Origin of the sequence: Pseudomonas sp. LG1D9 (assembly GCF_002949995.1) — a bacterium.
In the GTDB taxonomy this organism is placed as follows: Bacteria; Pseudomonadota; Gammaproteobacteria; order Pseudomonadales; family Pseudomonadaceae; genus Aquipseudomonas; species Aquipseudomonas proteolytica.
In genome coordinates this window covers 704,255-718,746 of record NZ_CP026881.1, presented here as the reverse complement: position 1 = coordinate 718,746, position 14,492 = coordinate 704,255, and the positions used below count along the sequence as shown (strand labels likewise).

Genomic DNA, 14,492 nt, shown 5'->3' with positions numbered 1-14,492 from the left:
ATTAACACCATCCCTGTGAGAATCCCATGCAAGATTGGAAGCAAACCCGCAAAGACATCAATACTCGTTTGGTAGAACTAAACGGCCTGTCTCCGGAAACAATGAAAGGCATGGCGGCGCTCGGCGCTGCCGGCGGCAAGACCAATCACCTGGACGCGAAGACCCGCGAACTGATTTCCCTCGCCGTGGCCGTGACCACCCGCTGCGACGGTTGCATCGCCTTCCACGCCGCCGAAGCCAAGAAACTTGGCGTCACCAGTGAAGAAGTCGCCGAAGCACTGGGCGTGGCAATCAACATGAACGCCGGTGCCGCGTTGGTGTACAGCACACATGTGCTGGACGCATTCGATAAGTCGTAAATCAAACGCTGACTTTCAACCTGTTAACGACTTCGAGACTAATCATGAATAAGCTGTTCACCCCTTACGATCTGTCCGGTACTGCGCTAAAAAACCGGGTCGTTATGGCCCCCATGACTCGCACCCGGACCCTAGACAACATCCCTAACGAGTTCACCACGCTGTATTACGCACAGCGTGCTACTGCTGGTCTGCTGATCACCGAAGGCCTGCCGATTTCCGACGAAGCCCGTGGCTACCTGTACACCCCAGGTATTTATGCCGACGAACACTTGCCAGGCTGGCGTCAGGTCACCGACGCGGTGCATGTCAAGGGCGGGAAGATCTTCGCGCAGTTATGGCACGTTGGCCGTATGTCCCATATTTCGGTGCATGGCATGATTCCGGTTTCTTCGGGTACTCAGCCGGCGGTCGATACCACGGTATATGCCTGGATCGAGCCTGGCGAATCAGGTCCTGTGCAACCCAGCGTGCCTCGTGCGCTGGAAACGGATGAAGTGAAACGTGTCATCGCTGACTTTGTGAAGTCTGCGCGTATGGCGATGGAGGCCGGTTTTGACGGTATCGAAATCATGGCTGCCAACGGGTTCCTGTTCGATCAGTTCCTCAGCAGCGCCTTGAACACCCGTACCGACCAGTACGGTGGCTCTATCGCCAATCGCCAGCGCTTTCTGCTGGAAACCATTGACGCGATTGCTGCCGAAATCGGTGGCTCGAAGATTGGCGTACGGTTCTCGCCGTTTGGCCGCCTGTATGACTTTGGTGTGTACGAAGGTGAAGCAGAAACCTGGATGAGCATGGCGGCAGCGCTTAATGAACGCGAACTGGCCTACGTCCACCTGAACTACCAACCGACCATCGTCGCCGCGCAAACGCCGCCTGGTTTCAGCGCTGCGTTCCGTGAAGCCTACAAAGGCACCTTGATGGCTGCCGGTGGGTTCACCCAAGCCCTCGCTGAGTCGGAACTGGCCAAAGGTGAACTCGACTTGATCGCCTTCGGTACGGCCTACATCGCCAACCCTGACCTGGTAGAGCGCATGCAGAACGGCTGGCCATTGGCAGAGGGTGATCGCGCGACTTACTACGGTGTCAGCGATCGCATTGCCAAGGGTTACACCGACTACCCGGAATACGTTGCAGCCAAAGCCTGATTACTCGCTGTTTCATCACTGTCCACTTCAGACGTCAAGGAGCACACCATGCCACTCGTTACCATCAAGGGCATTGAAGGCGTTTTTACCGACCAGCAGAAAGCCGAAGTCATCCAGAAAGTGACGGACGCCATGGTGTCTGTGGAAGGTGAAAAGATGCGCGCCCTCACCTGGGTCATCTTCGAAGAGGTCAAAAGCGGAGATTGGGGAATCGCTGGCAAACCCGTGACTGCTCAGGACGTATTGAAACTTCAAGCAGGTAAATAAAAGGGGTTCACCCCCCCCCAAAAAAAAAGACTCTCTGGTCGGTGGGCATTCTCATGTCCAACGACCAGGGAGTTTTTGCGTTGTGATTGAACACGCGATTTATCGTGGAATGTTCCCAATGATTCTGATCATTTATGCTCACCCTTACCCCGACAAATCCAGGGTTAACCAGGTGATGCTCAGGCAAGCCTCCAATAACCCGGATGTGGTCATACGCTCCCTTTATGACCTGTACCCGGATTTCAACGTCGATGTCCAAGCCGAGCAGCAAGCCCTCGAACAGGCAGAGCTGCTGGTCCTGCAACATCCGCTGTACTGGTACAGCTGCCCGCCGCTGCTGAAATTGTGGATCGATAAAGTCTTCACCCAAGGGGGGCCTATGGCAAAGGCGCCACCGCGCTCAAAGGTAAGAGCTTATTGTGGGCCGTGACCACCGGTGGCGAGCACGACCAGTTCGACATGGGTGCCCCCCCGGGTTTTCGGTGCTTGCCCAACCCCTGCATGCGACCGCGACCTACTGCCAGATGCGCTGGCTGACGCCAGTGGCTGTCCACGGTGCTTTCAACGCTGCCCCTCGACCCTGCTTTCGCATTGTCTTTGGGCCGCAGGGCATTGGAGCAACTGGGCATTGGTCGTTACGAAGCCCGCGAACGAGCGGACCGATTCCGTCGCCTGAACCTGGAGATGCTGGAAGAAATGGCCGCACAGTCGGTGGACGATACTGAGTTCAAGTATGACGCCTACAAACGGGCCAACGCGCTGTTAACGGAAATCTTCAACGAAGACCGCGCTCATCCCATCGATAACTGGTCCGGGGTAAATCCACACCCGAAGGAAAAAGAACGCCAGGCTGATCAGCCTGACCGCTGATGGAGGATGTTCGGTTAAATCGCCTCTTCCAACTCCGCAAGAATGGCTTTTTTCATGGCTCCAACTGAACGGGATCCGGGCATGACCCGCAGCAGCCGCCCCTCATGGAACACCGCCAAGGATGGCACCGCCCGGATACCGTACATTTGCGCGATCGTCGGAGACACCGCCACATCAATCTTTGCAAAAGCCGCCAGGGAGTGAAGCTTTTCTTCCAAGGCATGAAACACCGGTTTCATCTCCTGACAAGGCTTGCACCAAGACGCTGAAAACAGCACAACGCTGCTGCCTTTGGCCACAAAGCGGGCGAACTGCGGAGCACTCAACTCAACGATACGGCTCATTTGGATCTCGCTCTCAATACGTATGAAGGGCGGCACAACCCGGTGCCGCACCGCTTCTGCTAATCAAATTTTGCAGCCATCTATGCCGCAGACTTGACCGCTGAATGCGTCATCTTCGACTTTCGACTTCTCCTGCATCTTGTTCAGCGCTTCAAGAAAAGCAGCCTCAGGCTGAGCTCCGGACAATGAGAAGGCATTATCGAATACAAACAAAGGCACGCCCGAACCTAGTTGCGCGGCGATATATTCGTCCTCCTCCATCTCTACGCGCAATTCAACGGATGACCACGCCCGTTGGATTAACGCGTTCGAAACGCCTGCGGCCTTGGCTATGGCCTCCAGGCTGCCGCGATCAAACAGCGACTGACCATGGGAGGTGCTTTGCTCATACAACGCCTCGACCAAGCGTTTTTTAACGGCTTCGTTCGCAACCGCCTTGACCAGTACATGGGCATCTGCAGTATCGCCAAACAGCATGCTGTCAAAGCGGTAATCAAGCCCATCGGCCCGACCATATTTACTGACGGTGTTCATCATCGCGACAGCGGAATCCGGATTGCCGAGCTTGCGTTTAAGGGCAGCGATCATAGGCTCTGGCGCGTGATTCGCCGCCAGGCGATAGGCCCTGACGTTGACTTGTACATTATCTTTTTCAGCAAATTTATCGAGCGCCTGCTCGAATCGACGCTTGGCTACCCAGCACCAAGGGCAAACAAAATCAGACCAGATATCCACTGCATATTTTTTCGAAGAAGTTTGCATGACTCGTCCTGTACTCAAAGAAATTAAGACCGCGTTACCAGCGTTTCAAGCAAATGATCGAAGCCTGCCAACGGGTCGGTTGATCGGCCCAATGTCCAATCGATAAGGCTCGCGCCCTCCAGGCTGCTCAGCAGCATGAACGCGTAGGTCTCAACGGGTTTGTCCAGCGACCAGTTGCGCTGCCGGACCCAGTCATTGAGGGTGGCCTGAAGCCAATCGAGCTGGCTCTCAAAGAACATCCGAGTGAGCCCTTGCAGCGACAGCGGCAGTGCCGCCATTTCTGCCGCCAGGGCGCCACACAAGGGCAGCAGCCCCTCGTTGGCGCTGATGATGAAAAGCCGGGCAAAACCACGAAGCCGCAGCAACGGATCGGTATTCATTTCTTCGATCGAACTGAGGGTCGCATCGAAGCGTTTGATGTAGTCCTTGATCAGCTCCGCGCCCAGGCTTTCCTTGGTCGGGAAGTGATGGTGAATACTGGCTTTTCTAATACCGATCTGCGCCGCAAGATCGGCATAACTGAACGCGGAATAGCCCTTGGAGCGCATTTGGGTTTCCGCGACTTTCAACAGCGCTGCTTTTGTCGTGATCGACATTGAAGACTCCTGCAGCCAGCATTCAGCCTTCTTTCACTTGTACTGAGTGAAGGCGTGAAAGCTCCCGCGGAGGGAGCTTTCATCAGGCCGCGCTCGCCACTGTGGTCAGGCCCGAACAGCCATAATTCCAGCATCCACGTCCCAGATTGCGCCGGTCACCCAGGACGTCTTGTCCGACAGCAGGAACAGGATGGTGTTGGCGACGTCTTCGGGAACGCCGACTCGTCCCAACGGGTGGAAATCGTTCAGCGACTTCATCGCTTCCGGGATCGCCTCTTTGTCCATGAACCCTTCATAGATCGAGGTGTGAACGATCCCTGGCGAGACAGCGTTGACCCGAATACCCGAGTGAGCCAACTCAATTGCCAGGTTGCGTGTCAGCGCATGCAAACCTGCCTTTGCCATGGAGTAGGCAGAGGCCGGCGAACCTGCCAATGCGGCCTGTGCACCGATGGAGCCGACGTTGACAATTGCCCCTTCAAGCTTGGCGGCCAGCATGTTCTTGACCACAGCCTGAGTGATGAAGAAGGTCGCGCGGTTGAGCGACAGGTACATGTCGTACTCGGCCTCATCGTGCTCGGTGAACGGCTTGGGAATAAAGATCCCGGCGGAGTTCACCATCAGGCTGATATCGCTATGGTTGGCATTGATTTCCTTACGAACGAAATTCATGCCCTCTTCAGTCATCAGGTTGGCGACGATCACCGACACAGGGCCCAGCGGGCTCAGCTCGTTACGCACCGCATCAGCCTTGTCTTGCTTGCTGCCGGTGAGCACTACGCTGCCGCCTGCCTTGAGCACCATACGTGCCGTTTCCAGGCCCATGCCACTGGTACCGCCGACGACCAACAGTTTTTTGCCTTTAAAAAAATCGTTCATTGCAGACTCCGGTTATCCAGATTTCGTAAGGGTCGGCACCAGGGCAGCTAGCCGCCTACCGGTGCACGCTAGGTTTGAAACAGGCGAATCAGCCCTCACGCACTTCGAGGGTCGGCACCATACGGATAGCTTTCGAAAAGTTGGCGTAGTTGACAGAGGTTTTGAGCACCACGTTGTGCAACTCTTCAACACGCTCACGGGAGGCGTCGGTATGCAGGCGAATCACTACACTCACTTCGTCGTAGCCCGGGTTGACGCTTTCGTCGATTCCCAGGAAGCCACGCAGGTCGAGGGTGCCGTCAGTCTCGATTTCCAGGCTGTGAATCTTGATCCCCATCATCGCGGCATTGGCGGCATAACCGACCGACATGCAGGCGTTGAGAGCGGCCATCAGCAGCTCTTGAGGGTTAGGCGCAGTGTTTTGGCCCAGCAATTCATTAGGCTCATCGGCGACGATTTCGAAATCCCGCGAGTAGGTTTCACCGGCCAGACTGTAGCGGTTGACTTTGGCCACAGAGCGAGTCTGGCCTTTCCACTGAGTCTTGACGTTGAAGCTCGCGTGGCGCTTGGTCGCATCCTCAGCAACGCCTTGGGCAAACTGCTGGAGTGCGGCGACATCGATACCATTCAGGTTGTTGCTCATGTGTTCGTTCCTCTTCGGATGGACCGGGCGTTTGGCCCGGAAGAGAAACAAGCCTACCAACTAGTAGGTTGTCGATCAATAAATTATTCTTCTTAAAACCAACCACCGAAAAAAACAGCTTAAACAGTGTTTTTTTCCTGAATAGGGATAACTGCGATAACAATGCAGTGATTGCTACTTAATCTTGTACTTTTGGTCACACACCGAAAGTGTAGGCATGGGTAGGTATCCGCAACCCAAACGCGAGACTAGACGTACGCTCGTCAGATTGAGTGCGCGCAAAAAGAATTCAGAGAGTGTGAGCTAAGCGGCTGAAACCACTTACGAGGCGGGAAAACGGACCGAGCCAGCAGTGGCAGAATCGGTCGTTTTATGACGCAGAAAAAAGCTGATCGAACCTCAGTGATGCGTTTCGGTAACCCGAAGTCCATCTAAAATGAAATCAAATCCAGAAGACTGTTCGTAATTGTCGTTCAGCGCCCAAGATACAAAGCTGCCACCTTCCAACGTATTCAAGATGAACCTGGCAACCTTCACGCCGTCCAGCTCAGCTTTGAGTTCCCCTGCCGCTTGGCCCAGTGCGATATTGGCCTGAAGCCAATTGAGATGGATTTCGAAAAAGTCCCGCGTCATTTCCTTTAGGCTTTCAGGCAAAGCCAGCAACTCCGCCGCCAAGGCACCGCAGAGCGGAAGCATCGCGTTTTTACTGCTTTGCGCGAACATCAAGGCGAAGGCATTGAGCCGATCGATAATGCCGGTATTTTCATCATTGATGCATTCCAGCTGATTCTTGAACCGGAACAGATAACTCTCAACGATGGCAATCGCCAGACTTTCTTTGGTGGGAAAGTGGTGGTGAATACTCGCCTTCTTAATACCGATGTCTTCCGCCAGATCGGCATAGCTGAAGGCTGCGTAGCCCTTGGTACGCAACAGAATCTCAGCGCTGGTCAGGAGGTCGGAACGTGTACTCATGATGCCGTTTCCAAATTTATCAATGCGGCATCATAAATTAGTACTTCTTCATAAGACAGCGCTCAGGTTGCGCACCTATGAACTACCCACTGGAATCGGCCACAAGCAGCCAGCCGTTTCACAGCGCTGCATTCTCCTCAGTGAAATAGGCCTAACGTTAGGTTGCCAACTTTCTACTGTTGCCGCTGCCGCCCTCATGAGGTACTGAAAGAACTCGCATAAAATGCTGTCTTGATTAGGATAATCGTAGGGATAGAGACTTTAGAAATCAGCATGAATTTATTGTAAAACAGGTACTTAAGTTTTCATTCGAGTCCAGGTCGTGGAGCCAGATAGAGAAAAGCCTGCAGCGATGCAGGCTTTTTTTTGCTTGGGATTTTATGCCTGATACTACCCGTCAATGTCGGGCAATGCTGCCAGATAGAGCTGCCCATACGCCTCAACCAACTGTTCCAGGGTAAACGCCAAGTTCCGTCCACTGGGGTTGGGCAGCACCCAGACCGCAGCATCCCCCAACGTCCGGGATTGCAGGCCCCACGCGACCTCTCGCTGACCCGACAGTGCGCAGTAACCCGCCTTGCCCAAGAACGCCACATAGCGCGGTGCATAATGGCGGATCTTGTTTTCAAAACCCTCAGCCGCCGCCTTGAATTCCTCTCGCGACAATTGATCCGCCCGCGCCGTCGGCCGCTCTACGACCGTTGTCAGCCCGCAGTGGTGCTGCAAGAGCGTCCGGTCATCCTCGGGCCGCACTTGATGCGGGGTAAACCCGGCCAGGTGCAAGGTGCGCCAGAAGCGGTTGCCGCGCCCAGCAAAGTGATGGCCCTGGGCTGCGGCGAGCAGGCCCGGATTGATCCCGCAAAAAATCACTGCCAGCCGCTCGGCCAGGATGTCTTCCAGTCCTTCATTCATACGGGGCACCCTGCGCCAGGTTGTTCAGCAACCACTGGCTGAAGCTGCGCGCCAGTGGGTCGTTTTCGCTGTCGCGGTGGGTCAGCAGGGCCCAGTTGGGGCCGCGGATGGTCGCGTCGACCAACGGTTGCAGCAGGCCGTTGTCCCGTGCGTGCTGGCTTAGCAATTGGCTGACCAGCGCGATGCCCAGGCCGCCACAGGCTGCGTCCAGCAATAGGCCAGGGTCGGAGAAGTTCAGGCCCTGGTCCTGCTGGCCTACGTCGATCCCGGCCTCTACCGCCCAATGGCTCCAGTCCATTTCCCGCTCGCCATGCAGGGTAGTGCGCTGCTCGCGGGGCAGTGCCAGTACGCGGGGATGGGCGGCCGGATACAGGCGGTCGGCATGCAGCACTTTGAAGCTGCATTCGGCCTGGGCGCTGATGTCATCGCGTACGGCGAGGTCGATGGTCTGGGTGCCCATGTCCGGTACTTCATCGGTGCTGAACAACCATAAATCCACGTCCGGGTGGCGCTGGCGGAAGTCGGCCAGGCGCGGCAGCAGCCAGTGGCGGGCAAAGGCGGGGGTGGTGTTGAGCACCAGTTGATTGGCTTTGCGGTACTGCCCTAGCCGGCGCACGCCCACCGACAGTTGTTGCAACAGGGCCTGGGTGGTGCTGAGGAAATCGTGGCCGGCATCGGTCAGGGCGACGCTGCGTCCATTGCGAAAGAACAACGGCTGTTCCAGGTACGCTTCCAGGCTGCGGATCTGCTGGCTGATGGCCGATTGGGTCAGGTGCAGCTCGTTGGCAGCCTTGTGAAAACTGCCCAGCCGCGCTGCCGCTTCAAAGCCACGCAGTGCCCCCAGGGGCGGCCAGTGCTTAAGCATGCTGATAAGTTTCTCTAATCATTTGTCTGCAAAATCCATCGTTTGTCCGGCGATTTTGCCAAACGTAGCATGCATCCTCATAACGTGTACGCCGTTTTTGGTGAACACAAGGGCTTAACTCAGAAGGGGTTTGTCATGCTGCATAACGACATGCAACACAGCGATTGGTGGATGCCGGCGGAGTGGGCCAGGCATGCGGCGACCTGGATGGTCTGGCCCCACAATCAGGCGCTCTGGGAGTCGGGATGGCGTGTGACCTTGTCCCAGGTGCAGGCGGATTTTGCCCGGGTCGCCAATGCCATTGCGCGTTTCGAACCGGTGAAACTGGTGGTTGACCCGTCTGCACTCGACAGTGCCAAAGCCCTGTGCGGCCCCAACATTGAACTGATCGCACTGGCGGTCAACGACAGTTGGTGCCGCGATTCCGGCCCCAGCTTTATTGGTCACCCGCAACTGGGGCTGGCCGGTGTCAGTTGGCGCTTTAACGCATGGGGTGGCAAGTCGGCCCATGACCTGGATGAAAGCCTGGCCAGGCGTACCCTCAACCACTTGGGCCTGCCTTGTTTCGGCACGCCGTTGAGCAATGAAGGCGGGGCGATCCATGTGGATGGTCAGGGTACGTTGATCACCACCGAGTCGGTGTTACTCAACCCCAACCGCAACCCGGGCATGAGCAAAACCGAGATGGAGGCGATCTTTGCGCGCTGGTTGGGGGTGACAAAAACCATCTGGCTGCCGGGCGATCCGCAGTATGTCACCGGGGACATGACCGATGGCCATGTCGATGGCGTGTGTGCCTTTGCCCGGCCTGGCGTGTTGCTGGTCGACGCCACCCATGATCAGGCTTCGGTTTACGCCGAAGTAGCCAGGGAAAACCGTCGCGCCCTGGAATTGGCTACCGATGCCCAGGGTCGCCGGTTCGAGTTGATCGAACTCTATGAGGCCAGCGAGGCGGTGGAAACCGACGCCGAGGTGTTTTGTGCGTCCTACACCAACTTCTACATCGCCAATGGCGCGATCATCATGCCGGCCTATGGCATTGCGGCCGACCAGGTCGCCGCCGATGTGCTGGCCCAGGCATTCCCTGGTCGTGAGGTGGTGCCGGTGCGTATCAACCACCTGGCCCATGGCGGCGGCGGTGTGCATTGCATCACCCAGCAGCAGCCGGCCTGGCCGGTAAAGGGGTGATGCCATGACCCTGCTGACCATCGCCACCACCCAGATGCCCTGCACTTGGAATTTGCAGCACAACCTTGATCAAGCCGAGCGCCTGGTGCGTGAGGCGGCCAGCCAGGGCGCCCAGGTCATCCTGCTGCAAGAGCTGTTCGCCACGCCGTATTTCTGCATCGAACAACAACACAAGCACCTGGCTTTGGCCGAGGAGTATCGACATAGCACGCTGCTCAAGCGCTTCGCCGCGCTGGCCAAAGAACTGGGAGTGGTGCTGCCGTTGAGCTGGTTCGAAAAGGCCGGCAATGCCTACTTCAACTCATTGAGCATGGCCGATGCTGACGGGCAGTTGCTGGGGGTGTATCGCAAGACTCATATCCCCAATGCCATCGGCTATCAGGAGAAGGAGTACTTCAGCCCCGGCGACACCGGCTTCAAGGTCTGGGACACCGCGTTTGGCCGTCTCGGCGTGGGCATCTGCTGGGACCAGTGGTTCCCCGAGACCGCACGCTGCCTGGCGTTGCTGGGTGCTGAGGTGTTGCTGTTTCCCACCGCTATCGGCTCTGAGCCGGGTTGTGCCAGCCTGGACTCCCGTGACCACTGGCAAATGACCATGCGCGGGCATGCCGCTGCCAATCTGCTGCCGGTAGTGGCGGCCAACCGTGTCGGCCGGGAAGTGGCGACCAGCGACCCGGCCTTGCAGATGGACTTCTACGGCTCGTCGTTTATCTGCAATCACAAAGGCGCGCTGCTGGCCGAGGCTGACCGCACCAGCAGCGGTGTGCTGCTCCAGCGCCTGGACCTGGCGAGCATGGCCGAAGAGCGCCTGACCTGGGGCATCTACCGCGACCGCCGTCCGGAAATGTATGGCGGCTTGCTGACCCAGGACGGTCGCCACCTGCATCCACGCTGGCAGACCCAAGGGGTATGACATGAAGCTGATCCACTGCACCCTGGCCCTGAGCATCGTCATCCCGACGGTCCAGGCCGATGAAAAGATCCTGCGCCTGTACAACTGGGCCGACTATTTTGCCGAGGACACCCTGGCCCGCTTCACCGCCGAAACCGGGATCCAGGTGATCTACGACGTGATGGACAGCAGCGAGACCCTGGAGGCCAAGCTGATGGCCGGTGGCAGTGGCTACGATCTGATTTTCCCTGGCGATACCGTGGGCGAACGCTTGATGCGCGCTGGCAGCCTGCAACCGCTGGATCCGGCAAAACTTGAGGCTTTGGCGGATATCGAGCCGGGGCTGCAACAGCTGCGCAACCATTACCGAGCCTCCAATCAGGCTACCGTGCCCTACACCTGGGGCACGATTGGCCTGACCTATAACGCTGAGCAAATCCTACAGCGTATGCCGAATGCACCGGTCAATAGCCTGGACCTGTTGTTCAAGCCAGAGCTGGCCCGCCAATTTGCCGATTGCGGCATCTCGCTGATCGACTCGCCCGATGAAGTACTGGCCGTTGCGCTGATCTACCTGGGGCGCGAACCGCGCAGTGCCAAGCCCGAGGACCTGGCTGCGGCCAGTGAACTGTTGCTCAAGCTGCGGCCATTTATCCGCAAGTTCCAGTCGCAGCCGGTGACCGACCTGGTCAATGGCAACCTGTGCCTGTCCCTGGGCTACAGCGGCGACATGACCCAGGCGCAACGGGCGGCCGATGCGGCGGGTAAAAAGGTACGGTTCCAGTACCACATTCCCCGCGAAGGCACGACGGTGTGGATGGACACCATGGCCATTCCCGTGGATGCCCGGCATCCGGAATACGCCTACGCGTTCATCAACTTTGTCATGCGCCCAGAGAACATGGCGGCCATCAGTAACACCACCGGTTACCCCACGGCCAATGCCAAGGCTCGTGCCGGCGTTGATCCCACCATGGGCAATAACCCGCAGATTTATCCGGACGCCACCACGTTCCAGCGGCTGGTGGCCGGCCAGGATATTCCCCAGGCCGATATGCGTGCACGCATGCGGGTATGGACTAAATTCAAGACGGCCATCGGTCAATGATGGCCCACACAGAGGTACACATGAGTACACGTCGCCAATTCATCAAACAGGCCGCAGTGGTAGCCAGCCTGGGCGCCGCCACGTCCATGGGGCTGCCCGTTTTAGCGGCGGTCCAGGGCCGCTGGTTCATGCCCGATGAGGGTGAGAAACACCAGCGCGCCTTTATCGCCTTTGGCGCTCAGGAGTCGATTCACGAAGACTTTACCCCCGCCGTGCAAGACGCCTTGGGCCGTATCGCCAGGGCGATTGCCGAGTACGAGCCAGTCACGGTGTTCTGTCGCGAGGATGAGCGTGAGCTGGCCGAAGAAAAATGCGGCACCCGCAATATCACCTTCGTACACGCCGAGTTGGATGACATCTGGATGCGTGACACCAGCGCCAACTTTGTCGTGGATGACCAGGGCCAGTTGGGCGCGGTGGACTTCAACTTCAATGGCTGGGGCAACAAGCAGCAGCACGCCGACGACGCCGAGTTGGCGGCGCACGTTGCCGAGCTGGCAGGCGCAACCTCTATCCGCACCGACCTGGTAGGTGAGGGCGGTGCCATCGAAGTGGATGGACACGGTACCGGGATCATGACCCAAAGCAGTTGGATCAATGCCAACCGCAACCCGGGCTGGAGCAAGGCCGATGTGGAGGCCGAACTGAAAGCCCGGCTGGGCTTGCGCAAGATCATCTGGTTGCCGGGCATCAAGGGCAAAGACATTACCGACGCCCATGTCGACTTTTACGCACGTTTTGTCGCGCCGGGCGTGGTCATCGCCAACCTGGACACTGACCCTGAGTCTTACGACCACAAAGTCACTTTGGCCCACTTGGACATTCTCAAGCAGGCCACCGATGCCGATGGCCGGCCGCTGCAAGTGCACACTGTGTCGCCGCCACTCAACCCCCGCAGCAACCGCTTTAGCCGTGACAACCCGGATTATGCCGCCGGCTACATCAACTACTTTGTGATCAATGGCGCGGTGATTGCGCCAGAGTTTGGCGACAAGGCCGCCGACCGCAAGGCCTTCGACCTGTTGTCCAAACTCTATCCGGGGCGCAAGGTGGTGCAGCTCAATATCGACGCCATCGCCGCAGGCGGCGGTGGTATTCACTGCGTGACCAGCCACCAGCCTTGGGTTTAGCCCGTTGCGCCGGCAAGGCGCCCGAGCCGCAGCCAGCCAATCAATACGGCGGCGATCAGCAGGAAACCCAGGTAGCCAAACAGCGGGTATACCTGGCCGACCAGGCTGATAAAGCCGATCAGGCTGCCGGCAAAAGCCAGCGCAGCAAAGCCCGCCGACCCCACACGGAATTTACGGGTGCCGGGTGGCAGCAGGCGCGCCGAGAAGGAGTACAAGGTGCCGACGGCGGTGTTGAGGATCATCAGGAAGATAATCACTGCCATCAGCAGCCCGAGGGCGGGCGAGACTTCGCTGGCGATGGACAGCATGGGCATCGGCAGGTCTGCCACGCTGTCCAGGCGCGACAACAGTCCCAGGCTCATGACCAGCATCAGCAGGCCCAAGATGGCGCCGCCGAGAATCCCGCCCCAGACCGCCTGTTTTTCGCTTTTCGCCGCGCCGCCCATGATCGCCAGGATCGGCACGCCGGCCACGATGTTGTAGGACACGTACAGCAATGCACCGAGCAGCCAATGGCTGGCGCCGGCGCTCTGGCGGCTGGCCAGTTGATCCAGTTCAGCGAAGCTCAGGCCCCGGGTGGCAGCGCCGTAGAGCGCGACGCCGACGGCAGTGAGGATCAAAAACGGCGTGACCGAGCCGATCAGGCCGATGACTTTGTGCACGTCCAGGCACACGATAACGATTACCACCAGGGTGATCACCACGCTGCCCAGTGTGGCCGGGATGCCGAACTGCTGTTCCAGCAACGCACCGCCGCCCGCCAGCATGACCACGGTGACCGCAAACATGAAAAAGGTGATCATCAGGTCGACCAGAACCCCCAGGTGCCGCCCGCACAATGCGTACACCACGTCTTTATGGGAGGTGGCGCGCAGGCGGTTGCCCATGCCCGCCAGCGCCATGCCGAGGAAGGTGAACAGTGCGGCGCTGAGCACCGCACCGAGCAATCCCCATACGCCGAAATCGACGAACATCAGCAACAGTTCCCGGCCCGAGGCGAACCCCGCACCGACGATCACACCGACAAATGCACCGGCAATCTTCAGACTTTCTTTCATGACGACTTCCCTTGAATTGTTTTTGTTAAGGGGCGTGCGAGCTTGCTTGTGAAACACCTCAACGAAACGCGTTGCCTTGAGGCTTTTTGCCAGGTATCAGCGGGTTGGCGGGCCGACCCAGGCCTGGACTTCGATTTCTACATCGACCCCCAGCGCCAGTTGCGCCCCGACGGTGGAGCGCACCGGGAAACCTTGTTTGAAGTAGCGCGCATACACCTCGTTGAAACCGGCGAAGTGCTGCATATCCGACAGCCACACCGTGGCCTTGACCACTTGATCAAACCCCACACCGCATTCGGCCAGGGTTTCGCCGATGCGGCTCATGACGGCTTCGGTTTGCTGCTGGATATCACCGCGTACCACTTCGCCTTTCGGGTCCATGGGCACCTGCCCGGAGAGGTACAGCAAATCGCCCACCCGAATGGCTTTGGAAAACGGGTAGGGCAGGTGGCTGGGATAACGCTGGAGACTTTCTGACATGACAGGGAACCTC

General features: G+C 58.1%; 17 protein-coding genes and 2 pseudogenes. 9 read left to right on the top strand and 10 right to left on the bottom strand.

Annotation, left to right across the window (positions count from 1 at the left end):
• Positions 1-26 precede the first annotated feature (26 nt).
• From C5F71_RS03550 to C5F71_RS03530, 5 genes and pseudogenes are all read left to right on the top strand, one after another.
• The gene (locus C5F71_RS03550; RefSeq protein ID WP_014860758.1) at positions 27-359 is read left to right on the top strand and encodes a carboxymuconolactone decarboxylase family protein; all 333 of its coding nucleotides are present in this window, start codon (positions 27-29) and stop codon (positions 357-359) included.
• A gap of 44 nt (positions 360-403) precedes the next feature.
• Entirely contained in the window at positions 404-1,510 is a 1,107-nt protein-coding gene (locus C5F71_RS03545) for an alkene reductase (protein WP_104910649.1), read from the top strand.
• A 48-nt stretch (positions 1,511-1,558) separates the two neighbouring features.
• Positions 1,559-1,777: a 4-oxalocrotonate tautomerase family protein gene (locus C5F71_RS03540; protein ID WP_104910648.1), complete on the top strand. Its 219-nt coding sequence runs from the start codon at positions 1,559-1,561 to the stop codon at positions 1,775-1,777.
• A gap of 118 nt (positions 1,778-1,895) precedes the next feature.
• A pseudogene (gene kefF, locus C5F71_RS03535) lies at positions 1,896-2,352 on the top strand (glutathione-regulated potassium-efflux system oxidoreductase KefF); the annotation flags it as partial.
• Positions 2,353-2,365: 13 nt separating this feature from the next.
• A pseudogene (locus C5F71_RS03530) lies at positions 2,366-2,647 on the top strand (glutathione-regulated potassium-efflux system protein KefC); the annotation flags it as partial.
• A 14-nt stretch (positions 2,648-2,661) separates the two neighbouring features.
• Here the strand turns inward: C5F71_RS03530 and C5F71_RS03525 are convergent.
• The 8 genes from C5F71_RS03525 to C5F71_RS03490 form a co-directional block, all read right to left on the bottom strand.
• Positions 2,662-2,991 (bottom strand): co-chaperone YbbN, encoded by a 330-nt coding sequence (locus C5F71_RS03525; RefSeq protein WP_104910647.1) that lies wholly within the window; start codon positions 2,989-2,991, stop codon positions 2,662-2,664.
• A 63-nt stretch (positions 2,992-3,054) separates the two neighbouring features.
• Positions 3,055-3,753 carry a DsbA family oxidoreductase gene (locus tag C5F71_RS03520; protein ID WP_104910646.1) on the bottom strand — a complete coding sequence of 233 codons (699 nt, stop codon included), beginning with the start codon at positions 3,751-3,753 and terminating at the stop codon, positions 3,055-3,057.
• Positions 3,754-3,776: 23 nt separating this feature from the next.
• On the bottom strand, positions 3,777-4,349 hold the full coding sequence (locus C5F71_RS03515) for a TetR/AcrR family transcriptional regulator (RefSeq protein WP_104910645.1): 573 nt from the start codon (positions 4,347-4,349) through the stop codon (positions 3,777-3,779).
• 105 nt (positions 4,350-4,454) lie between these two features.
• Positions 4,455-5,228 carry an SDR family NAD(P)-dependent oxidoreductase gene (locus C5F71_RS03510; RefSeq protein ID WP_104910644.1) on the bottom strand — a complete coding sequence of 258 codons (774 nt, stop codon included), beginning with the start codon at positions 5,226-5,228 and terminating at the stop codon, positions 4,455-4,457.
• Positions 5,229-5,316: 88 nt separating this feature from the next.
• Complete coding sequence (locus tag C5F71_RS03505) at positions 5,317-5,871, bottom strand: OsmC family protein (RefSeq protein ID WP_104910643.1); 555 nt, start codon at positions 5,869-5,871, stop codon at positions 5,317-5,319.
• Between the two features lie 399 nt (positions 5,872-6,270).
• A complete protein-coding gene (locus C5F71_RS03500) occupies positions 6,271-6,846 on the bottom strand; it encodes a TetR/AcrR family transcriptional regulator (protein WP_104910642.1) in 576 nt (191 codons plus the stop codon).
• Between the two features lie 390 nt (positions 6,847-7,236).
• On the bottom strand, positions 7,237-7,758 hold the full coding sequence (gene mug / locus C5F71_RS03495; RefSeq protein ID WP_104910641.1) for a G/U mismatch-specific DNA glycosylase: 522 nt from the start codon (positions 7,756-7,758) through the stop codon (positions 7,237-7,239).
• Positions 7,751-8,623, bottom strand: coding sequence for a LysR substrate-binding domain-containing protein (locus C5F71_RS03490; RefSeq protein WP_104910640.1), 873 nt, complete (start codon positions 8,621-8,623; stop codon positions 7,751-7,753). Before C5F71_RS03490 ends, mug begins: the two co-directional genes overlap by 8 nt.
• Positions 8,624-8,758: 135 nt before the next feature.
• On the opposite strand from C5F71_RS03490, the gene C5F71_RS03485 reads away from it, so the two are divergent.
• Genes C5F71_RS03485 through C5F71_RS03470 form a run of 4 tightly spaced genes read left to right on the top strand, consistent with a single transcriptional unit; the run spans position 8,759 to position 12,941 of the window.
• Positions 8,759-9,811: an agmatine/peptidylarginine deiminase gene (locus C5F71_RS03485; protein WP_092231524.1), complete on the top strand. Its 1,053-nt coding sequence runs from the start codon at positions 8,759-8,761 to the stop codon at positions 9,809-9,811.
• Positions 9,812-9,815: 4 nt separating this feature from the next.
• Positions 9,816-10,724 carry an N-carbamoylputrescine amidase gene (aguB, locus tag C5F71_RS03480; protein WP_104910639.1) on the top strand — a complete coding sequence of 303 codons (909 nt, stop codon included), beginning with the start codon at positions 9,816-9,818 and terminating at the stop codon, positions 10,722-10,724.
• Between the two features lies 1 nt (position 10,725).
• Positions 10,726-11,811 (top strand): extracellular solute-binding protein, encoded by a 1,086-nt coding sequence (locus C5F71_RS03475; protein WP_092231518.1) that lies wholly within the window; start codon positions 10,726-10,728, stop codon positions 11,809-11,811.
• Positions 11,812-11,831: 20 nt separating this feature from the next.
• The gene (locus C5F71_RS03470; protein WP_104910638.1) at positions 11,832-12,941 is read left to right on the top strand and encodes an agmatine/peptidylarginine deiminase; all 1,110 of its coding nucleotides are present in this window, start codon (positions 11,832-11,834) and stop codon (positions 12,939-12,941) included.
• Here the strand turns inward: C5F71_RS03470 and C5F71_RS03465 are convergent.
• Both C5F71_RS03465 and C5F71_RS03460 read right to left on the bottom strand, forming a co-directional pair.
• Positions 12,938-13,999, bottom strand: a complete 1,062-nt coding sequence (locus C5F71_RS03465; RefSeq protein ID WP_104910637.1) for a hypothetical protein — start codon at positions 13,997-13,999, stop codon at positions 12,938-12,940. The genes C5F71_RS03470 and C5F71_RS03465 overlap by 4 nt on opposite strands.
• A 96-nt stretch (positions 14,000-14,095) precedes the next feature.
• Positions 14,096-14,479, bottom strand: a complete 384-nt coding sequence (locus C5F71_RS03460; protein WP_104910636.1) for a RidA family protein — start codon at positions 14,477-14,479, stop codon at positions 14,096-14,098.
• Between the last annotated feature and the right edge of the window lie 13 nt (positions 14,480-14,492).